We start from the raw sequence: 23,219 nt of genomic DNA on the forward strand, positions 1-23,219 counted from the left end.
TTATGTTGTCGGAGACAGTTTGTGAGAAATGCAGGCCCGGCGATTTTAATCTGCTTTAGAAAACATCAGGAGTGAAGGACAGGGAAAGCAATGCGGTGAACCGGAGGCGGTTATAAAACAGAGGCTGTAAAGCCTTTATAAAGGTAATACAGCCCCTCATTCGCTGGCAATGATAAATCACCCGCCTGAAGAGAGAAACCTCAGCGACGGGCCGCTGATTCAAGATGGCGGACAATGGTATCGAGGATGGGGATTACCACTTCAGGCTGTAGTTCTCCATCCCCCGTCACCGGCAGGAACGGGCGGGCCGGAAGTTCAACAGACTCATTACGCCCCGTTTTACCCCCGAACTGGTGAATGGCACCGTAAACAACGTTGGTCCCCACAACAGCCTGCCGGTCGTCATGGTCGGTTGATACTGACCCCATCAGACGCCCGGTATCCTGCAGTGTCTGTCCGTCACGTTCTTCTGCTGCCAGCGAGGGTATCCACCCCGGACGCCCCTCATCAAGAAAGTTAAACTGTGTTTCCGCCAGCAAGGTTCCGGCGATTTTGCGCATCGCGGGCTCCAGGTCTGTGGCAGCAAGATCCAGCGCACGGAGGCTCCGGCGCAGGGATTTATCGTTAATGGTGATACTGACCAGGTTATCGGAAGCCATTGTTATCCTCTCAGTTCCTGTTGTGCCAGTGGCTGAAGCGTACCCTGATAGCGGGCCAGGTCGGGACGGTATGCTGCCCCCGGTGCATAAGACCAGCCGACGTCGGTGGTCACCTTCGTGGTGCCGGTATTAAAGGTGGCCACGTTCCGCATTTCGCCGGTTTTCTCTGAGACCAGTTTCAGTTCCTGGCCCATGGCAGAGCCGGAGCTGATAACCTTCAGTCCACGGGCACGGACATCCGCCGCACTCAGGGCAATCACACTACAGCGGCAACGCCAGCCGTTCGGCGGGTAAAATGCCTGCCAGAACGGGTCATCCCAGCTCAGCACCAGACCATGCAGCGCCAGATGGCTCCTGCGGGTATGGCTGTCGTTGATGCCGGTATACATCCAGTACGGCCTGTCGTCGACGTTTTCCATCTGTTCCGCCCAACGACCGGCGCTGTAGAGTACGGACATATTGGTGCGAAAGATGGTGTCGAGCCGCCACGTGCTGCCCTGCTGAATGGTGACCGGCTCACCCGTTACCGGGTCAGTCGTGTCACGTGGTCCCCACCATCCCTTACGCTTCAGCACCGGCTCCAGCTCCTGCCGGAACCAGCGATCGGTTTTTCCTTCATCGACAGCCTGCTGCAGTGCCCCACGAATATCTTCCAGGATATCCAGGCGGGTCACTTTAGCGACGGTAAAGGCGCGGGCATGGGCTTCCTGCCACATTTCTTCCCAGTCCCAGGTAATCTGATACCCTTTGGACTTCAGGTAACTGACTGCCCGCTTCGGGGGAAGCGTCATGCAGTACGCCAGTTCAGCCGTTGTCATGCTCATGCAGACGCCCCCAGATATTTGCCACAAAGAGAATGCGGGCCAGCCGTTCCTGCAGATCGTCCGTGTTCATCTGAGGGTAGAGCTCCGCCAGTTCGCCCAGCAGCTCAGACGGGTTAACCCCGTTTTCGACCCGCTTGAACAGAGCTGCCAGGACGGATTCCAGCGTGCCAGTTAACACGCCTCCGTTCATCAGAATGTCCAGCGCGTCGTCAAGCTGCTGCTGAGCCTGAATATCGGCATCAATCGCCTCGGCAAATGACAGCGGAAGCATGTTCTTCTCGCGTTCTGACGGTGGTGTCTCGTCAATATCGCCGTCCTGCAGCTGGTACTCCCGTTTGAAGTATTGCGAGGTGAAGACCACACCAGCGCGGCTGAGTTTCTCGTCGCGGGTTGCCTGGATATCGTCGACCGTTCCCTGTTCCCACATCTTCCAGACGGGGCTGGCCACATCGCCAAAGTTCATCGATACCGCCATCCTGATGGCCTGATTCACCGCACTTTCCACGATATCTGCATCCGCATCGCGGATATCATCGGTGACCTCCAGTCCGGCCTGCGCGGAGGCGCGGTTACTGTTGGCCTCGGTGGTCTGGTTCTGCCCCAGCAGGGCGATGGAGATTTCACTGCGGGCAAGCGTGATCAGGTTCTGATAAATATCGCTGCTGTCGGCCTTGCCTGCGGCCTCCTTAATTTCAATGGATGAATCGTCAGGGATAGCGGCCACCGCGTCTTCCACCATTGCCTCCATGGAGTCCAGCAGCAGGTCAATCTCGCCCTGTGCGGTACCACGCGGATGCTTGCCGATAACCCACGGAGAGCCGTATTTCTCGGCAAAACGTACCCAGAACTTCATGCCGCCTTTTTTGAATGTCACGGGCCAGAAACACATCGACAGATCAGGGAAGCCATATGGGTTATCGTAGGTCGCATCCTGACGCGGTACCACGAACTTGTTCAGCGGTACCGGCTCACCTTCCAGCCCGGCGTCTTTAGCACGAAAGCGCAACAGGTTGTCGTTGTCGAACTGGAACCACTCAGGGGGTTTACCCACGATATCGGCAATGGCCCAGGATTTAACAGAGCGTCCCCACATGATCTCACAAGGTTGATACCCGTAGAGAACGGCGTCGGTCATCTCGCCGATGATGCGGGACAGATCCAGATCGTCAAGCATATCCCGGATGAAACTGAATACCCGCGCCGGGGCATGACCTCGTTCAAGGCCGCGCTCCAGTGATTTGACCGCCGCTTTACGCCTGCGGATGCAGCCGCCGACCAGCGGGTCGGTACGCAGCTCGCGATAGATACGTATATCCCGGCCCTGAGATTTCAGAATGGGGTCAGGGTTAGGCAGGTACATCCCCAGCCCGAAAAAGTCGATGGAGCGGCTGCGCGAGGCAATCTGCGCGGTCAGTGATTTCTGAGACTCAGAAAAAGCAACAAATTCATCGGGTGAAACCCAGATACCCCTCGCCATCAGAATCCCTCCAGTATACGGGCCGCCTGACGACGTCGTCGTGAGCTTGCTTTCACCGGCCCTTTGTTAATTTCACGGCTGGCGAAATACGCCAGCGCCAGTGCGATGGCTGAATCCCCGTGGCGTTTACCACCATCAGCCTTTGCTTTTGAGCGTTGCTCCGGCACGCGGGGGACACCGTTCACCACCTGAACGGCCCGCAGGTCATCCAGTGTGTCTTCATCTTTTGGTAAGTCCACCAGGTTACCGTCTTCCAGTGCAGCTTTGACCGGAGGCATATGTTCCCGGTACCAGCCTTCGGTTGGCATCACCTGCTGAACCCGGCTGGAGCCGTAGCGCTGCATGGCGTATTCAGCCAGATAGGCACCATTACCACGGGCATCAAACGCTGCACCCAGCAGACCGGGCAGTCCATCCATCAGATACCAGGTGATTTGCTCCTGCTGTCTGAACGGCACGTTACGCAGCTCCAGTACAAATGGCACGCGTCGTACCAGGTTCTTCTCCTGCAGCAGGGGATAGTCCACCGACAAATCACCGCTGCGGCCAAAGTCGCGCCCCAGGAAAGAGCGGGCATCAGTGGGGAGTGCCTCCAGCAATGGTTTCAGATGCTCATCAAGCCAGTCCTGCGTCTCGCGGAAGCGAACCTCATCAGACAGCAGTTCATAACCTTCCTGACAGGTCAGACGCAATACCGGCGTATCAGCGGACATGCGGGACTCTATCAGGGCACGGGACAGCCAGGCACCGCCACCGTTGGCCGGAATACAGTCAAGCTCTTCGGATGCGCCGGCACCGTAGAATTTGTACACCGATGCCATCCAGGCCTGCTCGGATGCCTCCGACCATTCCTTCCCGGTGCGCAGACAGACGCGCCGGAACAGCCCCTCAGATACGGCTTCCCGGAAAGTGATGCGATGTACGCTGCCTCCCTGACGTCCGGTACGGATATCCCCGATAAGCGTATTGAACGGATTGTCGTCACCGTTATGGGTGGAGATAACGCGTACCTTTCCCCCCCAGATAAGCATCGCCAGCGCCGCTTTCAGCAGTTCGTCCAGTTGCTCATGGAACGCCGCTTCGTCGATAACAATAATACCCTGACGGCCACGCAGGTTAGACGGGCGGCTGGAGAGCGCAACAATACGAAAGCCGGAGTCAGGAAATTTGATGGTGTAAGTCTTGATGTGTTTGTCGTCGTCGTCCTCTTCCCAGAATCCTTCTTCAATTTCACTGGCCGCATAGTTGAATGCCCGTGCCCACATCGCACACGCCTGAATGTATTCGACGGTCATGTCCTGGTTATAGGCGATGTAATACACATTCATCCCGCCTGCTGGCGCAGAAGAGGCGGCGGTCAGTACGTTATCGGATGCCTCAGCCCATGTAATACCGGTACGACGGCTCTTTTCCATCACCTTAAGCGGAGAGGCATCTGCCACCCAGCGTTGCTGATAAGGCAGCAGCACCGGTGGGGCTGCACACGCTGTTGTGTCCGGGATATGCGAAGGGATGTTCATCATGATGCCACTCCCAGAATTTCCCGTCGCAGTGCCTGTACAGCATCCGCAGACAGCCCGCCCTTACGGGCAATTTTCTCGGCAGCGGCGGCAGCACGTTCAACCCTCTCCCTGACTTCTGCCTGATAGCGCTTGAGGGTGACCGAGGCGCGGGTCAGTGTGGCGATATTTTTTGAAGCCGTTGCCAGCAGTTTTGCCCGGGCGAAGGGATCGTCATTTTCCCGCGACTCCTGCAGGCGCATCAGGATGTCCGTCATTTCGGTCTGGACGAGGGTTATCAGCCCGGCTGAACGGTCATCAGGATCGTCTCCGGCCTCCCGAGCAAGCAGACGTGCCGCCTCGGTTGCTGCCCGCACACGGGCCAGTTGCTGCTCCATTTTGTAGCCAAACCGCTGCAGGGAAGAGCGGGTGATGCTGTAACCCCTTTCCTTCAGCAGGCTTTCAAGCTCTGCATAGCCGGTGAAATTATTCTCCGTCAGTGCCCGCTCAATCCAGCGACGGACCTCCTTCGGCAGAGAATCAATGCTGCTGCGACGTCCCATAATCACTCACTCCAGTATTTTTCCGGGCGGGCAATACCGGGGCTGCATTCCACGGTGTATTCCACAATATCCACCCCAAGGCGGCTCAGATCGGCAAACCAGTCACCGGACGGTCTCCTCTCCAGTTCCACCATTTTGCGATCTGCCAGGTAATCAAGCTCACGGCGCAGCTCCAGTTGCGTGGTGTCCGGGTAGATGGCGCGGGACACTTCCAGCAGCAACGTCTCGCTGGCGGTGTAAGGGCGGGTTTTGTTCAGGGCAACCAGCAGACTCCAGCGCAGGGATTCGCGGCGTACCCGGGTAATATCGACCATTATTGACCTCCGGTATTGCGGTACTGCTGTACCACTTCCAGTTTGTTGTAAAGCGCGTCCAGTTTGGCCTCGATAACTGTCTGGCCACGGATATAATCCTCGCGACGGACATAATTCAGCGGTAAATCCGCCTTAAATCGCATAAATTCTTTTTCCAGCTCGCCCCAGTTGGAGGCGGACTGCTGCAGTGACTGCTCAAGAGAGGCGAATCGTGCAGTCTGGCGTTCTTCCGCTTTACTGAACAGCCATTTGGCGAGCCCTCCCACAAACCCCATGAAGGTGAGCAGAAAACTCACCACCGTCCAGAATTCAACCTGCAGTGTCATTTCTGTAATCCTTCCCGTTCATTCAGCAGCGCGTTTATCTGGTTCCGCCAGCGACGACATTGCCCTGCGTTGTCGATGATATTGGCGAGGACGTCACGCTGGGAGACACCCGAATTGCGTAACCGGGCGTCAGCGGTTTCAGGTTGCCCGGTCGCTGCGCCAGTGCCGGTGCCAGCGGCGGCAGTTGCGTCTGAATGACCGGTGTCGACGGATGCGTTGTCATATCCGAGTGCGGCGTTGTACTGGCGCACGAAACCGCGAGTAAACACGCACTCAATGGGATGGCTCTTACCTTTTTCATCAATCCAGCGCTGTGTGACATCGTTAATTTGCCCCTGTAGTTGTTTGTTCCGGCTCTCCAGTTGAGCAATCTGCTCAAGGTAACTGGCTTCAGCCTGCTGCCCGGCGGCCACCTGCTCCTGATACCGTTTTGCCCATGCTCGCAACGCAGCGTTCTCAAGCATTGCCTGCTCCGTTTTGTACGCGTCAAATGCTGACTGCAACTGACTGAGCGCGGTATCACCGTCACGCTTTGCAGAGTCATGACCACTTCTGTATCCCATGGCATACAGGCCGATCAGAAAGGCATTGATAAGAATGGCCAGAAGAATGCCGCGCCATGGCAGTTTTTTAACCAGATGCCACACAACTGCTGCCTCCCCATGTGAGATATCGCGGTGCCAGCTCACGCAGAATGCGTTGCGGATAATGACGGTTCTCCCGCCAGCTGGCCGCATTGCGTCCGGCATTCACCGTGGCGACATGACCAAACCAGCGGGTGCTGTCCAGACCTTTCTGTGATGCAAGCCGCCTGTCCCGTTGTACCCAGCCCAGACCACCGTTATAGCCCGACAGTGTCATGGCCATACGCTCGCAGTCGTTGGCGGCGCTGACGCGCTGCCACAGCCAGCGGTCATAGCTGACCAGCGCCCGGATAGCCCATGCAGGATTAAACGGCTCACGACTGCTCAGCATCGGTATCAACTGGCTTATCCAGTCGGCAGTGGCAGGCATGAACTGCGCCAGTCCTTGAGCGCCAGCCGGTGAGACCGCATCAGGTCGCCAGCCGCTTTCCTGATGCAGTTGCGCGGCAAAGTCGGCCACCGGCGCAGACAGTCCCCATTCAAGCCGGGCATTACGGATCACATCATCGCGATACTGCAGCGCAGCCTGCGGAGGTTGTGCTGCGCATGCCTGGCTGAAAAAGCCGCCACACCAGAGCAATATTGCGACAAAGAATACCCATGCCATATGAACCAGAAAGGTCCCGGCGCGGACTGACAGGCGTTCGGTTCTGATGAAGACCCGAAAGGCTTCGAAAGCCAGTTTCAGGGACATGCATACAATCCAGGTGATCTGCGGCCAGTTCATGATTAAAGCCCCATCGCAACAGCCAGGCAGACCGCTGCAACAATCAGTGCACGGCGGATTAACGCAGCAGAAAACACCAGGTGAAGGCCGGTCTGTACCGGGAAACGCCCTTCAGCCATCAGCCTGTCGTCATGTTTCAGGTACTGACCGGGACGGGCTTTGGGGAAGAGCGAACGGTCAAGCCAGTAACCCAGCACTGCTGCCAGCGTGATGAGTGCCAGCTTGTAGATCACAACAGGCAGTTGCTGTGGTGAGACCAGAGCGATGGTGCCCAGCAACAGCACTGAGGTCAGCAGCCAGCCGCTGAGGCGAGGTTTTTTAACAGGGGGAATGAATGTTTTCAGGTTTTTCATGTGTGTCTCCTTATCTGGTGGAGACAGCATCACAAATACAGGGCGCGAAGGATTTTAAAGCGCGTTAAGAGAGCCGGGGATACGGGATGTGCAGGATAAACGATGAATTATTCACAGAGGAGAATACGATATGACGCAGACACTGAATCCGGTCATCACTGTCACCGTGTCCGGTCCTGTGGGCAGCGGTAAAAGTTACATATTGGCGCGGATAGAGGAAGTGGTGAAACAGGAATTCGGAAACAGCGTCATTGTCGACGCCGCAGACGTGGACGGTGAGCGCCGTATGAGTGGGGGTGATCTGAGCACATGGCAGAAACCACGGGCAGGCACACTTATCCGACTGGAGGAATACACAGAAAAAACTCCGATGTCATACAGCGAGGGATGCATTCTCCGGACGAATGCACTGCTGGATGTTATATGCCCCACAGGCCAGTACCCATGGACACTGCCCGATGCACTGCATGCCACTATTGCGGCACTGATGGCAGTTTACGATCAGGAGCTGCTCATGAAGGAGCTACGTAAACTCACTGGTCAGCCAACAGAATGTTTTTCGGCCCCGAAGTACGGGAAGCAGGAACACATCCCGGTGAACACAATCCCCGTTAACCAGCCTCCCCGGTTCTTCGACGAATACATTCTGACACCGGAAAATAAAGCTGAGCATGAAGTGATCAAAGAGGCGTTGTTCCGGGAAATCAGGAAGATTGCTGAAATGCAACTGGAGGGCGGGCTGGACAGAGTGATGGCGAGAGGAGAATGGGAATCGCTGTTTGAAAGAACTTCCCCGGAATTACTTCCCCTCGCACTGGCTATCGGGATTATGCAGACAGCGGATAAACCTCACTTACGTTCATTAAACACGTAACTCATAATCCGGGATACGCGTTCAGCGATGACTGCATTTTCACCGGTTTTTACTGCATCCAGAAGTGACTCTTTAAATGGTGCGGGCCGGGGCTGCAGAAGGGTCGGCGTGGCATTGAGCAGACGGAGCGTTTTTTCCGTGAGGACGACATCAGCCGCTCCCACAGCCAGCAACTGAGAGTAACGAATATAGCTGTTATCCCGAAGCCATATCAGCGTATCAATAAAATACCGGCACTTTTTCTGGTCGTGATCAACCTGGTCCGGGATATCGAAAAAACCAGAATAAATCAAAACCTGAGGTGCCGGATGCGTGTTCAGTAATCGGCAGAATATTTTGCCGGTGAGTGCATAAAAATCATCATTTAAGGAGTGCATCATGAATCCCCGATTAACGTTAACAGAACATCAGCGCCGTGCTGAAGCAGTGAACAATGTTCTGGAAGATATTATCCGGTTACATCGCGGAGAACTGAGTGTCTGTCGTGCCACAGTTCATTTTCAGGAAATACAAAAGCAGTTTGATACTTCTGTTTTTGCAGAAGGTATTACTTATGCCCTGGACCAGATAAGGTCAGAAAATCGCCCCGGATAATCCCTAAACCACATTAACAGAAATCACTTCATCCCTGCCGCATCATGAAAGAACGACCAGCCCGGTGCTTCGGACCCACCGGGCTGGCCATCGTCCCACAGAAGTGGCTGTGAGCCGACCGAGGTTCAGTCAGTCTCGCGAGACCAGACTAGCCTGCCATATTTTTAATAATTGTAAAATGTTTACAGATTATGAAAACGCAGACATTACCCATCGTTCCATGGATTGGTGGCAAACGCTGCCTTGCGATATTACATAAGACCACGAGACATATATTGCAGACCTATTCCTAGAGTCTGGCTAACCAGTGATCGCAACGCTTCTTTCCCTTCAATTTTTATAGAGTCAGATATTCTGGCCCCCAACGGTTTTTCCAGACTTCCAGGCGTAGCGTTTAATACCTCAAGACCTTTAGCCGTTAGCACTGCGTTGTGGATCCCCCCAGAACTACGCGCCCCGATTAAATAGCCACTGTTTTTAAGCCAGTCTACGGTATCAAGAAAAAAAGTAAGTTCATTCTGTCTAACGATATCAACTGCCTTTATATCAATTTTGACGGGGAAAGATTCGTAGAGTCTCCCAAATATCTCACCAACTATTTCATTAAACCGCTCAATATTTTTTGGGGCCATGGTATTAGTAACTCCCTTTAATTGTCGCCCATGAAATATGCAAATAACATGAAAAGAGCGACTCACCTTGTGCAGCGAACACAAGGCGAGTCATCAACTTACAGGTATGAGCTGTGAGTCAACCGAGGCTCTTCCGTTCTCGAGAACAAGGGAAGCCTATCGCATTTTCATCTAATGAAAAAGGCTTACAGATAATGAAAGAACAATCTTTACCCATCGTCCCCTGGATTGGGGGAAAACGTCGTCTGGCCAAACACATTCTGCCCCAGTTCCCACTCCATACCTGCTATGTGGAGCCATTCTGCGGCGCAGCAGCACTTTATTTTCTCAAGACTCCCAGCAAGATCGAAGTCATTAACGATATCAACGGTGAACTGGTAAATCTGTATCGGGTAGTAAAGCATCATCTGGAAGAATTTGTCCGCCAATTCAAATGGGCGCTGGTTAGCCGGCAGATCTACAAATGGCAGCAGATCACCCCGGAAGAAACACTGACGGATATCCAGCGTGCGGCACGGTTCTACTACCTCCAGAAGCAGGCGTTTGGGGGCAAGGTGGCAGAGCACAGCTTCGGCACCTCCACCACCTCCCCGCCACGCTTCAACCTGCTCCGGATTGAAGAAGAACTGTCAGCGGCACACCTGCGGCTTTCCAGAACGGTGATAGAACACATGGACTGGCACCAGTGCATTAAGCGTTATGACCGTCCGCACACGCTGTTCTACTGTGATCCGCCCTATCTGGGGACGGAAGGCTATGGTGTGGATTTTCCTGAAGAGAACTACACACTACTCGCAGAACTGGCACGGTGCATCAGAGGAAAGATGATTATCTCGGTGAATGACATTCCGCAGATGCGTCGGGTGTTCACTGAACTGAACATACAGACGGTGAATATCAACTACAGTCTGGCGGGGAAACCCACGCCGCGCCGTGAACTGGTAATCTGCAACTTCTGAAACAAAACCGGAAAGCACAATGCTTTCCGGTAAACCAAACAACTTCCACTATGTCACTGGCGATGTTTTCTGAAAGCATCCAGATCAACCACGCGCCCTTTGTGTCCAGGTCAAAATCAGCCTGCGAGTTTGCTTGGTTTGGGTTGAATGAAGACTTTGCCGACCTCAAGAATTGCCCTCCGTTGTTCGGGGCTCATTTCGTCGAATGCATCCATTAACTCTTTCTTTTCTTGTGACACATAAGGTGCAACAACAGGCTGACTCCGCACCCCAGTAACTACATACAAAATATCTACACCGATTTCTGATAGTGCAGATAACTGCACTGCAGTAGGAGAAGTGCGATCTTTTTCCCAATCAATGAAAGTTCTCTTTGCCACACCTATAGCATCAGCCAACCCTTGCTGTGTAAGAGATAGACGCTCTCTTTCTTCTTTAATACGTAACCCGATCATGTGAGTTTTTCTGCACTCTTTAAGTTGACTGGTGAGATAATCTGCACCATAATCTATCACACATAAGGCAAACATCATTGCATCAACAAAGGAGACAACGATGACTGCAGAACAAGTCAAAGCTCTCTTCCGCCAGCGCGGGATCACCTTCACCCGCTGGGCAGAAGAAAACGGCTACAACCGCAATGAGGTATACCGCGTTCTCAATGGGCAGACCAAAGCCCGTTACGGTAAATCCCATGAAATCGCCGTGAAGTTGGGGCTGAAATCAACAGCTCAGGCAGCCTGAAGATTTTGAGTCTTTGTAAAAGGTTATCACATATCGCAAAAGAGGTATGCAGATGAGTAAGACGAATGTTTCAAGCTCCGGCAGTCGCATCCTCCGGGTACTCAAAGCGCTGCGCGGTCATGCCCTGAACGGTATTTCCAACGGTGAACTGGCGGCAGCACTGCACGAGTCACCGGCAAACATCAACCGGGCACTCAACACCCTCATTGAAGAAGGGTTGGCCCTGAAACTGGAAAACGGGCGTTTCGCGCCGGGCATCCAGTTACTGCAGATCGCTATGGCCCACAGTAACGAGATGGCACGTGCACAGGATCGCATTAACGAAATCAACCAACGTGTCATTTCAGGTAGTCGTTTGTAAGGAGTAATAAATGGGACGCACCAAATCACCGATTAACACTGAACTGAACGCCGAGGTACCGCTGTCGGATGATCTCAATGTCAGTCTGAACGCCATGACACAGCATCGCATGGAGATCATGCAGCAGTTTGGCGATGGTCAGCCCTATGAGCGTGATCGCATAGTTCATGAGGCTCGGTTTTATATGGCACAGAGCGCTGAGGCCATGCTGGAAGCAGGTAAACGACTTATTATTCTCAAAGAAAATGAACCACACGGGGACTTTGTTGGAATTGTAGAAGAACAACTTGGTCTGCATGTGCGCGCAGCACAACGAATGATGAAAGCATCTTTGAAATACCTTTCACCAAAACTAGAGCCAAAAGCGACAACGTTGTCGCTTTTAGGTAAGGCAAAATTATTTGAACTTGTTGCTGAAGATGACGACGACCTTGCTGAACTGGCCGACGGCGGCACAGTCGCAGGACTGACGCTTGACGATGTTGATCGCATGTCAGTACGTGAATTGCGTCAGGCCCTGCGCGAAGCGCGCGAAACCAACGCAGCACAACAGCGCGTACTCGCCGACAAAAATGAAAAAATAGACTCACTCTCCACCAGACTGGAGAAGAAATCCCGTATTCAGCCGCCTGAGCCTGATGAGGAGGTTAAGAAGCTGCGGGCGGAAGTAACAGCATTAGCGGTTGAGGCGGAATCTGCTATCGCCGTTCGACTGTCCAGCGCTTTTGAGACACTGTGCGCATATTGTGCTGAAAACATGATTGATACCCCCAGAGATTTCATGGCAGGCCTGGTCTGTCAACTGGAAAGCACAGCGCGTAGCCTGCGCTCCACATTTGACCTGCCGGACGAGCCAACAGGCAATGCAGCGCCTTCATGGCTGACTGAGCCGACGCCACAGATTAACGGGCTGGAGGCATAACCAATGAATGCTGCCCTGACTGAACGACTGGTTTATGTCGCCCGCGCGGCACGTGACGCGGGGCATGGTAAACGCGGTGCAATATACGACGCTGCCTGTGCTGAACTTGGCATGTCCCGCGCCACTCTGCTGCGCAGGCTGAAGGAGGTCTCTGTGACTGATAAACGCAAAAAACGCGCCGATGCCGGGCGCAGCGCCCTGACCCGCGACGAAGCCGCGCTGATATCTGCCACACTGCGTGAGGCCACCCGCAAGAACGGTAAGCGTCTTTATTCCATCGCGGATGCAGTGGAAACCCTGCGGGCTAACGGCTTTATCTCCGCAGGCAGAACAGATGAAACCACCGGTGAGTTTTTCCCGTTGTCCGAAGATGCCATCAGTCGTGCCCTGCGTAACTATGGCCTGCACCCGGAACAACTGGATGCCCCTGCACCGCATACCGAAGTGGCCAGTCTGCACCCCAATCATGTCTGGCAGATTGACGCCTCACTATGCACGCTTTACTACCTGAGCAATGGACATAAAGGGCTGCAGGTGATGGACAGCGCGAAATTCTACAAGAACAAGCCCGCTAACCTTGCCCGTATCGCCAGTGACCGCGTGTGGAGTTACGAGATTACCGACCATGCCAGCGGCTGGATTTACGTTGAGTATGTGACGGGTGCGGAATCCGGTGAGAACCTGTGTTCTGTGCTTATCAACGCCATGCAGGAGCGCGGTGGCGCAGACGTGCTGCACGGCGTGCCGAAAATACTCTATCTCGACCCCGGTTCGGCGAACACCGCGGGTATGACGAAAAACATGTGCCGCTCACTGGGCATCGACCTGATAGCGCACAGGCCGCATAACGCCCGCGCCACCGGACAGGTGGAAAAGGCGCGTGACATTATCGAACGCAAGCTGGAGCCGGGTCTGAAGTTCCGGCCGGTTCACAGTCTGGAAGAACTCAACGCGCTGGCCGCGAAATGGCGCAGCCACTTTAACGCCACGGCTGTTCACAGCCGCCACGGTAAAACCCGCACGGATATCTGGCTGAAGATTACTGCTGAGCAGCTGAAAAAAGCGCCTTCCGTTGAGGTATGTCGTGAACTGGCTGTGGCGGCACCAGAACTCCGCAAAGTCACGCCAAAACTTCGTGTCTCGTTCCGGGGCACTGAATTTGACGTATCAACGGTACCGGGCGTACTGGTCGGTGAAAAACTGATGATTACCCGTAACCCGTGGCGCAGCGATGTGGCACAGGTGGTTCTGACCGGTGAGGACGGCCACGAGACGTTCTTCCTGGTCGAAGAGGTCAGAAAGAACGAGTTTGGCTTTGCTGAAGGCGCGGCGGTATTTGGCGAAAGTTACAAAGCCCTGCCGGAAACCCCGGCGCAGATGGCGGCAAAAGAAACCGAAGCGCTGGTCACCGGTACAGACAACGCCGCAGATGCAGCTGCCGCACGCAAGGCGAAGGCACTGCCGTTCGGCGGACGACTTGACCCGTATAAACATATTGATGACGCCACACTTCCGGCCTATATGCCGAAGCGTGGTCAGGCCTCTGACGTACGCGGGCCGCGCACTGAACAACGTCCCATGACTCATGTGGAGGCCGCGAAAGCCCTGCGCGATAAGTTCAGCGCCAACGGCCTTACCTGGACGCCGGAACATTACCGCCAGTTAACGGCACAGTACCCGGACGGCGTACCGGAAGCCGCACTGGATGAAGTCATGGCCACGCTGACCACGCCGGTCCGCAGCAGTGTTATCAGCATTGTTAACGGCAACTGAGGAGGAAAACATGCTGGTACTGAAGCAGCAACTGAAAGAGGCCCGTATCCCACAGGCGGTGGTGGCGAGAGCTGTCGATGTTTCTGAGGCCACGCTGGCCCAGATTGTGAATCATAACGCGTGGCCCCGCACCCGCCCCGGAGAAGTGCGCCGGCGTCTTGCGTCCTGGCTGGAAAGTCAGGGGATTGATACAACGAAGAGTTTTGATGCTGTACAGGGCGCGGCCACGCCCCGTACAGCGGGTACCACAGATAAAACGAGCCTCAGTGAGGAAGAGAATATGTTACTCAAAAAACAGGTGTTATTTCCAGCAACCAAAAAAGCGTTTGGTCTTTTCCGTGACCCGTTCGCCGACGAAGCCATGCAGGGTTCTGATGATGTGTTCACCACCCCGGACATCCGCTATGTGCGTGAAGCGCTGTACCAGACAGCCCGTCATGGTGGGTTTATGGCCGTCATCGGTGAGTCCGGTGCGGGCAAATCCACGCTGCGCCGCGACCTGACTGAACGAATCAACCGCGAGAATGCGCCGGTAATTGTTATCGAGCCATACGTCATCGCTATGGAAGACAACGATGTGAAAGGGAAAACTCTGAAGGCAGCAGCGATTGCCGAAGCCATTATCAGTACCATTGCACCACTGGAAAGCATCAGACGCAGTCAGGACGCCCGCTTTCGCCAGTTGCATCGCGTCCTGAAAGACAGCAGCCAGGCGGGGTTCAGCCACGTTCTGGTGATTGAGGAGGCCCACAGCCTGCCCATTCCGACACTGAAACACCTCAAACGCTTTTTTGAGCTGGAGTCCGGTTTCAAAAAACTGCTGTCCATCGTGCTGAGTGGCCAGCCGGAACTGGCGACAAAACTGTCTGAACGCAATATGGAAGTCCGTGAAGTCGTTCAGCGCTGTGAGGTGGTCGAACTTCTGCCTCTGGACAATCACCTTGAAGAGTTTCTGACGTTCAAACTGCAACGGGCCGGTAAACAACTGACGGACATTATGGACGCCAGCGCAGTGGATGCCATACGTGCCCGCCTGAGCAATCCGGGAAGTCATCGTAAAAACAGGGTCAGCCTGCTGTATCCGCTGGCCGTCAGTAACCTGGTAATAGCCGCCATGAATCTGGCTGCTGAAATCGGGGTTCCACAGGTCAACGCTGACGTTGTCAAAGGGGTTTAATAATGAAATCCACCACAGGTATCAACCAGCAAATCAGCAAAGTGCTGTCAGCCATTATGGCGCTTAAGGCGACGAACACGGATGTACAAAGCATCACCATCAGGGGTAACAAACCTGTCATTCGCGTTTCCAGGAGTGCGCATTGCATGCGCATGCTTGAGCAGGGGAAAGCCAGTTATCTGTATACCGGTCATGACCACAGGGGACATTTCCGTCAGGGCGTTTTCGAACTGCACGGCTGTCGCGTCGTGTGGCCGGAATCTCTGTGGTAATCAGCACAACAGGAGGAGTCATAAAATATGGCAAAAAGTACAAAAGGGGCAAAACGTATCAAGGCCGCAGCAGCACTCTGGGTGCCGGGGACACGTGAAGAGGTCATTGAGGGAATCAGACTGCTCGGTGACGCACAACGTGAACTGGTCAGGGCTGAAACAGAAATGAATGACGCCATTGGCGATATCACCGCTCGTTATGCCCCGCTCACCGAGAGCCTGAAAAAACGCATGGCCGAACTGCAGTCCGGTATCCAGACATGGTGTGAGGCGCACCGTGACGAACTGACCGGCAACGGGAAGGTGAAGTTCGCTAACCTCACCACTGGCGAGGTGCAGTGGCGAAACCGTCCACCGTCAGTCAGCATTCGCGGGGCGGATAATGTTATTGAACTACTGAGACGTCTGGGGCTTGAGCGCTTTATTCGTGTAAAAGAGGAAATAAATAAAGACGCTATCCTGAATGAAAAAGAGGCTGTGAAAAATATTCCCGGTATTACCATAAAAAGCGATATTGAGGATTTTTCAATAATTCCTTTTGAACAGGATGTGCAGTAAACACACCACGTTAATTATTTAATAAAAACATTTTCTTTTTTATTCCGGCGTCAGCGCCGTGGGCTTCTGCACGCCGGAAACAGAGGAGAATTAAATCATGATATTTAAATGTATTCAGTGCGAGAGGGATATAACAGCCCTGCGTTTTCACAGCGCCATCGCCGTGATGTCCGGTAAGTACCACGTACCTGCAGTACGTGTCACCCTGGTCTGTCCGTACTGCAGCCAGCATTTTTCGGCGGACGTGCCCGTCATGGAATTCTCCCGCCCTGACAGGGAGGACGCGCAATGATTACCCCACAGGAAGCACGACAGCGCACCCGACTCCTTGTTGAACACTATGTCAACGAGTGTGAATGCCGCGACCTCACTGATGTGAAGCACGTCCTGACGGCGCTAATCAGCATGGCCGCTCAGGCCATTGTGGCGACCAACGGAAAGGAGGCTGCCCTGCAGGTACTGGTGAACACACTCACCCATACGGCACAGCACGAAGTGCCGTACCGGATGGAAACCACTGCAGAAGGCAACCTGAACATCACCGTCGATCGGAAGCACTGAGGGCGCGGCATGACACGTAACACCATACGCACACGCACCGCCCTCTATCGTCTGGCCCTGCAGCGTTTCGGGCCGGATGCACAGTCACTGAAACTGACAGAAGAGGCCGCTGAACTGGCAGCCTGTGCTGCCCGCAACCTGAACGGACAGGGCAGCGAAAGTGACCTCGCGGCAGAACTGGCAGACGTGGAAATCATGACAGAGCAGTTGCGCCTTCAGGGGATGGACCGACTGATTGACTTCCACAAACAGAAAAAACTGGAACGCCTTGCCGCACGGCTGGGCGTCACATACACCGGAGAAATCATATGAACTGCACTGAACAGACGCCACAACTGACGCCTGAAGATGTTGCACAGCGTATTCGGGTACTGGAAGACGAAAACGAATACCTGCGCAAGAGATTTGAAGAGGTGGACCTGTACTTCGGGCGCAATCTGGTTGTCATGAAAGCTGCAGTGATTGAGTGGCGGGCCACCGGTGATGCCAGGAACGGCATGGCGTGGATTTACAACACCCTGTGTGGGCCGGGCGAACTGCCGCCGCAAGAGGAGAAAGAGGCACAGGAATACTTCAACAGGGAAACTGAAGTTATCGACAGAAAACTGGCTGCCCTGTACCACTGGTTCAGGAAATACCACAGGACACACGCCGCACCTGACCAGACCACCACAGGAGGTACCGGTGACTGACACCATTATGGAAATTGTGGTATGGGCTTTCCTGCTTACTGGTATAGCCGTGTGCATCTGCGCCGGATTCGCCCTGGTTGCCCTGCTGACCCACGTGGTGACGCAGTGGTTGTGGGTAAAGCTTAAAGCAGCATACAGCCTGAAAGAGCTGTCCGACGCTGTTCGGGCATGGGAACAGCAAAAAAATACCGGAGATACTGAACAATGACAGACCAGGATAAGCACATTGAGAAACTGAAAAAGTTGCTGGCGCTGGCAGCATCCGGCAACCCGCATGAGGCTGCTCTGGCACTGCGCCGCGCCCGTAAACTGATGGATGTTCACGGCATCACACATTCCGACATCGCCATGAGTGATATTGATGAAACCATCAGTCACTACTGGCCGACAGGCAGCCTCCGTCCGCCGCGCTACATGCTGGGCCTGATGAACATCATCCGCGAGGCATTTGGTGTTAACTCCATCATTCACCCCGGCACATATCCGGGTGTGGGGTTCTACGGCAACCGGGAACGGGCCGCACTGGCTGCGTACACCTGGGAAGTGCTGGCCCGTCAGCTGAAAAAGGCGCGTCAGCAGTATATCAGTACACAGAACAAAAGAATAAAAACCGCCACCCGCACCAGCCGTGGAGACCAGTTTGCTGAAGGCTGGGTGCTGGCCGTTATCAGTGAAATACAGTCCTTCGCCCTGACCGATGACGAACGTGAACTGATGCAGCAGTGGCTGGAACATAAATACCCGCAGACGCAAACCACCAGGGCGCGTAAACCGGGAAGAAGTCGCAATGGCGACACCTCGCGCTATGCGGGGTTTCGAGAAGGGCAGAACGTCAGACTGCACCGACCGGTCAGTGGGCGGGAACAGCAGAAACTGGAGGCCAGATGATGACGTTATCAGGTAACAGCCGGAAATTAAAAGCCTGCCGAATATCTGCCAGATACCTTTTTGCCCGCGCCTTTTTTAAGAACGTCAGGCCGGGGATCACAATTGGTGTTATTGCCGGACGCGAACAGGTTGAAAAATATATGTCAGGTGCATGGTGGAATAACGACCCAGTCATTGCTGCCCGTAATATTCATATCAGTTGGGGGGATATTCAGAATGACGGCTGAATCTGTTGTATGTGCCCTGTTCTGGTATTGTTTTGTCGGTTGGTGTACTGCTGAACTGCAGCGCCGTTCAGGGTTTTATTCACGTTACAGTGGTGCCGGCTACTGGATTAGCTGGTCGGTGATGTTCCTGTGCTGGCCTGTGGCGCTTCCTTTATATGTCGATTATATCGGTGGCGCAGGTAAAAGGAGCAACGATGATGACTAAACAACGTCTTATCCAGCTCATTCATATTGCCCGTAATGAACTGGGTATGGATGAAGACACCTACCGCCAGATGTTAGAGGGGCTGACCGGTAAAGCCTCAACCAAAGGAATGGATACCACACAACTAAACTGCGTGCTGGAATCCATGAAAAGGAAAGGCTTTCGCGTTAAGCCTGCCGGAAAAGCCAGCTCCGGTTTACAGCTGGATAACCATCCGCAGTCCAGGAAAATCCGTGCGCTATGGCTTGAAATGGCTGCTGCCGGCATTGTTCGTGACCGTTCAGAAAATGCATTAGCGCGGTGGATCAAGCGGGAAACGGGCATCAGCGCCCTGCGCTGGCTCAGTACTGAACAGGCAAGCAGTGTTATTGAGAAACTGAAGAAGTGGCAGCGCAGAGCTGCGGGAGTAAAACATGAGCGACCTGAATCAGTTTCGAAGTAAAGGGCCGGAACTCCTGGTGGAACTGGCACAGCATACCTCTGAGACCGTTCGCGAGATTATTGATATTGAGCCCGCAATTGCCGACCAGATTGGTCAGGCCGTCGCGAACCGAATGATGCAGGTCTGGGGCGGGCAAAACGTTTATTTCCCGATGGGCATGGTATGGAAGGTCAGTCAGCGCGACCGGGAAATCTTCAGGGAGTTTAACGGACGCAACCACCACGAACTGGCCCGCAAGTTTGGTGTTTCGCTTCAGTGGGTCTACAGCGTGGTTAAGCGGGTCAGAAAAGAAGAACTGGATCGGATGCAGGGCAGGTTGTTTGATGAAGATCTGCCAGAGGAGACGAAAGACGTTAACAAATCCAGATAATTCCTGCTTGTTAAAGTCCTTTCAAAAATCTCTTTATTGTATAAAAGCACGGTAGACCCCTTACCGTGCTTTTTTTATGCTCTTTCTTTAGTATTCAGGATGCAGGGAGAAAATATGTTTGACGTTTCGTTGTTAAATCTGCCATGGGCAACACTGGTGACCCTGACCAGTGGCTATATTGGGTATTTTATTGCGAATGTGGGACTGAAGGATCACCACAAGCCCATTGAGGTGACTTTTTCTTCGCTGATTTTTGGCCTGACAGCAATGATGGCTTACCAGGCAGTTATGTGGGCAGGTCTGAATGCCTGGCTGGCAACACCACCAGCACTTCTGTGTGCCGTTACATGCGGTGCGTGGTGGCGCAGGTACGGTCGCAAATGGATGTACAGATTACTGTGGAATAATGATATTTCATGGTCTGACGATACCAGCTCAGCATGGCAGGCAATGTTTGATCAAACAGGCTTCAGCGTTACCGAGGTCAGAGTGATTCTTCGCGATGGTTCCGGTATGATGTCACGACTGCCAGGGAACTTTGAAGAGTGGCCTAACGGTCCGTTTACCCTGGGGAATAAAGGCGATATGGTTCTTTACGTCACGCACAGCAGCCCTTCAGGCAGTAACGAATGGGAAGAGTATAAAGGCGTGGTTGATAAGTACTGGGGAGCTCTGGCAACCTATATTCCAGCAGATCAGATTGCCAGAGTGGAGATCAGGCGCGTTCGTGCAACGAACGATGAATGATGTTTATTTTTTCCCTGGAGCAGGGGCTGCCGGCATAGTGGTTTTATTGGCAGAGGAAGACGATTCTCCTTTTCTACCGGAATCGCGCTCGAACGTCACGATGTGCTTGCTTTTGGGCCTTTCTGAGTAATCAAGGCTGTCATGCTTATTGTTTTGAGTAGTCATTGGAATCATCCTTTTTGTTACGGGTCATGTTTCAGCAAACTCGATTCTAAGTTGCCAGAAAGGATGATTTCAATGTCCGACTTATCTATCGTATAGCGAAAAAGAATTTCAGTTCTGTTCACCAGAACCCATGTTAACCCACTCCAATTCGTTATTTATCTCACGGATCCCCCTTCATTTATCTCATGTCTGATCATGCAGCGTAGCCTGGCACCATTCCCGCCAGCGGCGACAGAAAGATAACCAGCAGGAACAGCAGACCAACAACCACTGCCGTCAGACCGGTACGACCGCCAACCGATACGCCGGAAGAGGACTCAATATAAGCCGTAACGGAAGAAGTACCGATAAACGAACCGGTCACGGAAGAGATACTGTCGACATACAGCGCCTGCTTCATGCGCGGGAATTTACCCTTCTCATCCGCCAGGCCTGCTTTATCGGTCACGCCAATCAGCGTACCGGAGGAGTCAAACAGGTTGACCAGCATGAAAGAGAAAATCACCCCTGCCAGCCCGAGGTTAAACGACCCGGCTAAATCTACATGGCCCACGACAGTCATTACGCTCGGCGGCGCAGAAACGATGCCATTGTAGTGGACATCACCCAGCATCCAGCCCAGCAGCGTTGTCACCACGATGGAAACCAGCACCGCCGCGTGAATGTTGCGCGAGGCCAGAATAGCGATGATGAAGAAGCCGAGGATCCCCAGCAGCACGCTGTGAGAAGTCAGGTTACCGATGCTGACCAGCGTTTCCGGGTTAGCGACAATCACACCTGCATTCTTCAGTCCCATCATACCAATGAACAGACCGATACCGCTGGTGATGCCCACACGCAGACTTACCGGAATGTTAGCAATCATCCAGTAACGAACGCGGAAAATCGTCAGTAACAGCAGACCAATCGCGCCCCAGAAGATTGCGCCCATCCCGACTTGCCACGGCAAGCCCATAGCCTGTACAACGACAAAAGCGAAGAATGCATTCAGGCCCATAGCGGGTGCCAGTGCAACTGGCAGGTTAGCAAACAGTCCCATCATAATACTGCCGAATGCAGCAATCAGACAGGTAGTAACGAAGACGGCGCTGGTATCCATGCCAGCAACGCCAAGAATTTGCGGGTTAACAAAAACGATGTAAACCATCGTCAGGAAGGTGGTAAAACCGGCGATCACTTCGGTCCGTGCCGTCGTGCCATGTTCGCGCAGTTTAAACACGCGTTCCAGCATCCCCTGGCCAGAAGCCTGGGTTGTGTGTTGTTGACTCATTATCTATTTCCGAACAAGGAGGGAAAATCCGTCGCTATCGTATACCAAAATGAGACAATATGGACGGCTGAAGATAACTTTTTTTCATTGTATTTGCTTATACGGCAACGATTGCGTCATGCGAATTGGCATGACGAAAACGTTAAACTAACGATAAAGGAAAGACATGTCCCAGATAGAAGCGGTATTTTTCGACTGCGACGGTACGCTGGTCGACAGTGAAGTCATTTGCTCCCGCGCATATGTAACGATGTTTCAGGAATTTGGTATTACGCTCGATCCTGAAGAGGTATTCAAACGTTTCAAAGGTGTAAAACTGTACGAAATTATCGATATTGTTTCCCTTGAACATGGTGTTACGTTAGCGAAAACAGAAGCTGAACACGTTTACCGTGCAGAAGTCGCTCGGCTGTTCGATTCAGAACTGGAAGCCATCGAAGGGGCTGGAGCGCTCCTGTCAGCGATCACTGCGCCAATGTGTGTGGTATCTAACGGCCCAAATAACAAAATGCAGCATTCTATGGGCAAGCTGAATATGTTGCACTACTTCCCGGATAAACTGTTCAGCGGCTACGATATTCAGCGCTGGAAGCCAGACCCGGCGTTAATGTTCCATGCGGCAAAAGCGATGAATGTAAATGTAGAAAACTGCATTCTGGTTGATGACTCAGTTGCCGGTGCGCAATCTGGTATCGACGCAGGTATGGAAGTGTTCTACTTCTGCGCCGACCCGCACAATAAGCCGATCGTTCACCCGAAAGTCACCACCTTTACCCATCTTTCGCAGTTACCGGAACTGTGGAAAGCGCGTGGTTGGGATATTACGGCATAGTTCTTCACACTCCCTTCACTTACCCCGCTTAAATTGGCGCTCAAAGGTAAGTAAAGGGAGTTTGATATGTCTGTTTCACGTCGGGTAATACATCACGGACTTTATTTTGCGGTTTTAGGACCGTTAATTGGTGTTCTGTTTCTTGTCCTCTACATATTCTTCGCAAAAGAACCGCTGGTTATTTTGGTAATAATACAGGTACTTCCATTGTTTCTCTTATTGTCGATTACTACGGGAGCTATTCCTGCATTGTTAACCGGCGTGATGGTCGCCTGTCTGCCGGAAAAGATCGGGTCACAGAAAAATTATCGTTGTCTGGCTGGTGGCATAGGTGGCGTCGTTATCACCGAGATCTATTGTGCAGTTATTGTACATATTAAGGGCATGGCTTCCTCGGAGTTGTTTGAAAACATTCTTTCTGGTGACAGTCTCGTTGTCCGCATCATTCCTGCATTGCTGGCAGGTGTGGTGATGAGCAGAATCATTACCCGTCTGCCCGGATTGGATATTTCATGTCCTGAAACAGACTCTTTAAGTTAAGCGGGATACTTTATCTTTGGGCTACTCA

36 protein-coding genes and 2 pseudogenes are annotated in these 23,219 nt (G+C 53.3%); 23 read left to right on the forward strand and 15 right to left on the reverse strand.

From position 1 onward, the window contains the following. Window positions 1–200: 200 nt before the first annotated feature. From QZF50_RS03095 to QZF50_RS03140, 10 genes are read right to left on the reverse strand one after another with little or no spacing between them, the layout of a single operon-like run. Complete coding sequence (locus tag QZF50_RS03095; protein ID WP_000135513.1) at window positions 201–659, reverse strand: phage virion morphogenesis protein; 459 nt, start codon at window positions 657–659, stop codon at window positions 201–203. Window positions 660–661: 2 nt separating this feature from the next. Continuing rightward, window positions 662–1,483: a phage minor head protein gene (locus QZF50_RS03100; RefSeq protein ID WP_061892586.1), complete on the reverse strand. Its 822-nt coding sequence runs from the start codon at window positions 1,481–1,483 to the stop codon at window positions 662–664. After that, entirely contained in the window at window positions 1,464–2,960 is a 1,497-nt protein-coding gene (locus tag QZF50_RS03105) for a DUF935 domain-containing protein (protein ID WP_061892587.1), read from the reverse strand. The genes QZF50_RS03100 and QZF50_RS03105 overlap by 20 nt, the downstream gene beginning before the upstream one ends. Then, a complete protein-coding gene (locus QZF50_RS03110) occupies window positions 2,960–4,483 on the reverse strand; it encodes a hypothetical protein (RefSeq protein WP_061892588.1) in 1,524 nt (507 codons plus the stop codon). The genes QZF50_RS03105 and QZF50_RS03110 overlap by 1 nt, the downstream gene beginning before the upstream one ends. Further along, on the reverse strand, window positions 4,480–5,022 hold the full coding sequence (locus QZF50_RS03115; RefSeq protein ID WP_061892589.1) for a DUF3486 family protein: 543 nt from the start codon (window positions 5,020–5,022) through the stop codon (window positions 4,480–4,482). The genes QZF50_RS03110 and QZF50_RS03115 overlap by 4 nt, the downstream gene beginning before the upstream one ends. Window positions 5,023–5,024: 2 nt before the next feature. Continuing rightward, entirely contained in the window at window positions 5,025–5,336 is a 312-nt protein-coding gene (locus QZF50_RS03120; RefSeq protein WP_061892590.1) for a hypothetical protein, read from the reverse strand. Then, window positions 5,336–5,662 carry a hypothetical protein gene (locus QZF50_RS03125; protein ID WP_061892591.1) on the reverse strand — a complete coding sequence of 109 codons (327 nt, stop codon included), beginning with the start codon at window positions 5,660–5,662 and terminating at the stop codon, window positions 5,336–5,338. The genes QZF50_RS03120 and QZF50_RS03125 overlap by 1 nt, the downstream gene beginning before the upstream one ends. Continuing rightward, a complete protein-coding gene (locus QZF50_RS03130) occupies window positions 5,659–6,309 on the reverse strand; it encodes a hypothetical protein (protein ID WP_061892592.1) in 651 nt (216 codons plus the stop codon). The genes QZF50_RS03125 and QZF50_RS03130 overlap by 4 nt, the downstream gene beginning before the upstream one ends. Further along, a complete protein-coding gene (locus tag QZF50_RS03135) occupies window positions 6,293–7,033 on the reverse strand; it encodes a transglycosylase SLT domain-containing protein (RefSeq protein ID WP_061892593.1) in 741 nt (246 codons plus the stop codon). Before QZF50_RS03135 ends, QZF50_RS03130 begins: the two co-directional genes overlap by 17 nt. Window positions 7,034–7,035: 2 nt before the next feature. After that, window positions 7,036–7,386, reverse strand: coding sequence for a putative holin (locus QZF50_RS03140; RefSeq protein WP_061892594.1), 351 nt, complete (start codon window positions 7,384–7,386; stop codon window positions 7,036–7,038). 130 nt (window positions 7,387–7,516) lie between these two features. Here QZF50_RS03140 and QZF50_RS03145 point away from each other — a divergent pair, with 130 nt between their 5' ends. Beyond that, the gene (locus QZF50_RS03145) at window positions 7,517–8,260 is read left to right on the forward strand and encodes a hypothetical protein (protein WP_061892595.1); all 744 of its coding nucleotides are present in this window, start codon (window positions 7,517–7,519) and stop codon (window positions 8,258–8,260) included. On the opposite strand, the gene QZF50_RS03150 is transcribed toward QZF50_RS03145, so the two are convergent. After that, on the reverse strand, window positions 8,236–8,640 hold the full coding sequence (locus tag QZF50_RS03150) for a hypothetical protein (RefSeq protein ID WP_000972293.1): 405 nt from the start codon (window positions 8,638–8,640) through the stop codon (window positions 8,236–8,238). The two genes, QZF50_RS03145 and QZF50_RS03150, sit on opposite strands and share 25 nt — an antisense overlap. On the opposite strand from QZF50_RS03150, the gene QZF50_RS03155 reads away from it, so the two are divergent. Next, the gene (locus QZF50_RS03155; protein WP_021537372.1) at window positions 8,639–8,854 is read left to right on the forward strand and encodes a hypothetical protein; all 216 of its coding nucleotides are present in this window, start codon (window positions 8,639–8,641) and stop codon (window positions 8,852–8,854) included. The genes QZF50_RS03150 and QZF50_RS03155 overlap by 2 nt on opposite strands. 251 nt (window positions 8,855–9,105) lie before the next feature. Here QZF50_RS03155 and QZF50_RS03160 read toward each other — a convergent pair whose 3' ends face one another. Beyond that, window positions 9,106–9,486, reverse strand: coding sequence for a hypothetical protein (locus QZF50_RS03160; RefSeq protein ID WP_000035330.1), 381 nt, complete (start codon window positions 9,484–9,486; stop codon window positions 9,106–9,108). A gap of 194 nt (window positions 9,487–9,680) precedes the next feature. On the opposite strand from QZF50_RS03160, the gene QZF50_RS03165 reads away from it, so the two are divergent. Continuing rightward, window positions 9,681–10,445: a DNA adenine methylase gene (locus QZF50_RS03165; RefSeq protein WP_061892596.1), complete on the forward strand. Its 765-nt coding sequence runs from the start codon at window positions 9,681–9,683 to the stop codon at window positions 10,443–10,445. 116 nt (window positions 10,446–10,561) lie between these two features. On the opposite strand, the gene QZF50_RS03170 is transcribed toward QZF50_RS03165, so the two are convergent. Then, window positions 10,562–11,020 (reverse strand): helix-turn-helix domain-containing protein, encoded by a 459-nt coding sequence (locus tag QZF50_RS03170; RefSeq protein ID WP_224154089.1) that lies wholly within the window; start codon window positions 11,018–11,020, stop codon window positions 10,562–10,564. On the opposite strand from QZF50_RS03170, the gene QZF50_RS03175 reads away from it, so the two are divergent. From QZF50_RS03175 to QZF50_RS03255, 18 genes and pseudogenes are all read left to right on the forward strand, one after another. After that, window positions 11,001–11,189: a DNA-binding protein gene (locus QZF50_RS03175; protein WP_000123378.1), complete on the forward strand. Its 189-nt coding sequence runs from the start codon at window positions 11,001–11,003 to the stop codon at window positions 11,187–11,189. The two genes, QZF50_RS03170 and QZF50_RS03175, sit on opposite strands and share 20 nt — an antisense overlap. Before the next feature lie 52 nt (window positions 11,190–11,241). Beyond that, entirely contained in the window at window positions 11,242–11,550 is a 309-nt protein-coding gene (locus QZF50_RS03180; RefSeq protein ID WP_000047758.1) for a helix-turn-helix domain-containing protein, read from the forward strand. A 10-nt stretch (window positions 11,551–11,560) separates the two neighbouring features. Continuing rightward, complete coding sequence (locus tag QZF50_RS03185) at window positions 11,561–12,472, forward strand: hypothetical protein (RefSeq protein ID WP_000533819.1); 912 nt, start codon at window positions 11,561–11,563, stop codon at window positions 12,470–12,472. Window positions 12,473–12,475: 3 nt separating this feature from the next. Further along, the gene (locus tag QZF50_RS03190; RefSeq protein WP_061892597.1) at window positions 12,476–14,245 is read left to right on the forward strand and encodes a DDE-type integrase/transposase/recombinase; all 1,770 of its coding nucleotides are present in this window, start codon (window positions 12,476–12,478) and stop codon (window positions 14,243–14,245) included. Between the two features lie 10 nt (window positions 14,246–14,255). Next, window positions 14,256–15,422, forward strand: coding sequence for an AAA family ATPase (locus QZF50_RS03195; RefSeq protein WP_242391570.1), 1,167 nt, complete (start codon window positions 14,256–14,258; stop codon window positions 15,420–15,422). Window positions 15,423–15,424: 2 nt separating this feature from the next. Then, entirely contained in the window at window positions 15,425–15,694 is a 270-nt protein-coding gene (locus QZF50_RS03200) for a hypothetical protein (protein WP_061892599.1), read from the forward strand. Between the two features lie 27 nt (window positions 15,695–15,721). After that, window positions 15,722–16,252 (forward strand): host-nuclease inhibitor Gam family protein, encoded by a 531-nt coding sequence (locus QZF50_RS03205; RefSeq protein WP_061892600.1) that lies wholly within the window; start codon window positions 15,722–15,724, stop codon window positions 16,250–16,252. Window positions 16,253–16,349: 97 nt separating this feature from the next. Continuing rightward, complete coding sequence (locus tag QZF50_RS23730; protein ID WP_000576354.1) at window positions 16,350–16,544, forward strand: hypothetical protein; 195 nt, start codon at window positions 16,350–16,352, stop codon at window positions 16,542–16,544. Then, window positions 16,541–16,813, forward strand: a complete 273-nt coding sequence (locus QZF50_RS03210) for a hypothetical protein (protein ID WP_061892601.1) — start codon at window positions 16,541–16,543, stop codon at window positions 16,811–16,813. Before QZF50_RS23730 ends, QZF50_RS03210 begins: the two co-directional genes overlap by 4 nt. Window positions 16,814–16,822: 9 nt before the next feature. Further along, window positions 16,823–17,125 carry a hypothetical protein gene (locus QZF50_RS03215; RefSeq protein WP_061892602.1) on the forward strand — a complete coding sequence of 101 codons (303 nt, stop codon included), beginning with the start codon at window positions 16,823–16,825 and terminating at the stop codon, window positions 17,123–17,125. Window positions 17,126–17,184: 59 nt separating this feature from the next. After that, window positions 17,185–17,505, forward strand: a pseudogene (locus QZF50_RS03220) (hypothetical protein); the annotation flags it as partial. Beyond that, window positions 17,498–17,713: a hypothetical protein gene (locus tag QZF50_RS03225; protein ID WP_061892604.1), complete on the forward strand. Its 216-nt coding sequence runs from the start codon at window positions 17,498–17,500 to the stop codon at window positions 17,711–17,713. The pseudogene QZF50_RS03220 and the gene QZF50_RS03225, both read left to right, overlap by 8 nt. After that, a complete protein-coding gene (locus tag QZF50_RS03230) occupies window positions 17,710–18,393 on the forward strand; it encodes a DUF2786 domain-containing protein (RefSeq protein ID WP_061892605.1) in 684 nt (227 codons plus the stop codon). Before QZF50_RS03225 ends, QZF50_RS03230 begins: the two co-directional genes overlap by 4 nt. Further along, a complete protein-coding gene (locus QZF50_RS03235) occupies window positions 18,390–18,620 on the forward strand; it encodes a hypothetical protein (RefSeq protein WP_061892606.1) in 231 nt (76 codons plus the stop codon). Before QZF50_RS03230 ends, QZF50_RS03235 begins: the two co-directional genes overlap by 4 nt. Further along, on the forward strand, window positions 18,610–18,825 hold the full coding sequence (locus QZF50_RS03240; RefSeq protein WP_061892607.1) for a hypothetical protein: 216 nt from the start codon (window positions 18,610–18,612) through the stop codon (window positions 18,823–18,825). The genes QZF50_RS03235 and QZF50_RS03240 overlap by 11 nt, the downstream gene beginning before the upstream one ends. Then, complete coding sequence (locus QZF50_RS03245) at window positions 18,818–19,267, forward strand: regulatory protein GemA (protein WP_171840582.1); 450 nt, start codon at window positions 18,818–18,820, stop codon at window positions 19,265–19,267. The genes QZF50_RS03240 and QZF50_RS03245 overlap by 8 nt, the downstream gene beginning before the upstream one ends. Beyond that, complete coding sequence (locus QZF50_RS03250) at window positions 19,239–19,637, forward strand: Mor transcription activator family protein (RefSeq protein ID WP_001281696.1); 399 nt, start codon at window positions 19,239–19,241, stop codon at window positions 19,635–19,637. Before QZF50_RS03245 ends, QZF50_RS03250 begins: the two co-directional genes overlap by 29 nt. A 114-nt stretch (window positions 19,638–19,751) precedes the next feature. After that, complete coding sequence (locus QZF50_RS03255; RefSeq protein WP_000460689.1) at window positions 19,752–20,384, forward strand: hypothetical protein; 633 nt, start codon at window positions 19,752–19,754, stop codon at window positions 20,382–20,384. Window positions 20,385–20,387: 3 nt separating this feature from the next. Here the strand turns inward: QZF50_RS03255 and QZF50_RS03260 are convergent, their stop codons facing one another. Both QZF50_RS03260 and adeP read right to left on the reverse strand, forming a co-directional pair. Beyond that, complete coding sequence (locus QZF50_RS03260; protein ID WP_171840579.1) at window positions 20,388–20,549, reverse strand: hypothetical protein; 162 nt, start codon at window positions 20,547–20,549, stop codon at window positions 20,388–20,390. Between the two features lie 196 nt (window positions 20,550–20,745). Further along, window positions 20,746–21,819: pseudogene (gene adeP, locus QZF50_RS03265) on the reverse strand (adenine permease AdeP); the annotation flags it as partial. 166 nt (window positions 21,820–21,985) lie between these two features. On the opposite strand from adeP, the gene yieH reads away from it, so the two are divergent. Together yieH and QZF50_RS03275 are read left to right on the forward strand one after the other, a co-directional pair. After that, complete coding sequence (gene yieH, locus QZF50_RS03270) at window positions 21,986–22,651, forward strand: 6-phosphogluconate phosphatase (protein WP_000078043.1); 666 nt, start codon at window positions 21,986–21,988, stop codon at window positions 22,649–22,651. A 66-nt stretch (window positions 22,652–22,717) separates the two neighbouring features. Continuing rightward, window positions 22,718–23,191, forward strand: a complete 474-nt coding sequence (locus QZF50_RS03275; RefSeq protein ID WP_001472550.1) for a protein CbrB — start codon at window positions 22,718–22,720, stop codon at window positions 23,189–23,191. The last annotated feature ends 28 nt before the right edge of the window (window positions 23,192–23,219 follow it).

It is taken from the genome of uncultured Escherichia sp. (assembly GCF_948475835.1).
Taxonomy (GTDB): domain Bacteria; phylum Pseudomonadota; class Gammaproteobacteria; order Enterobacterales; family Enterobacteriaceae; genus ECMA0423.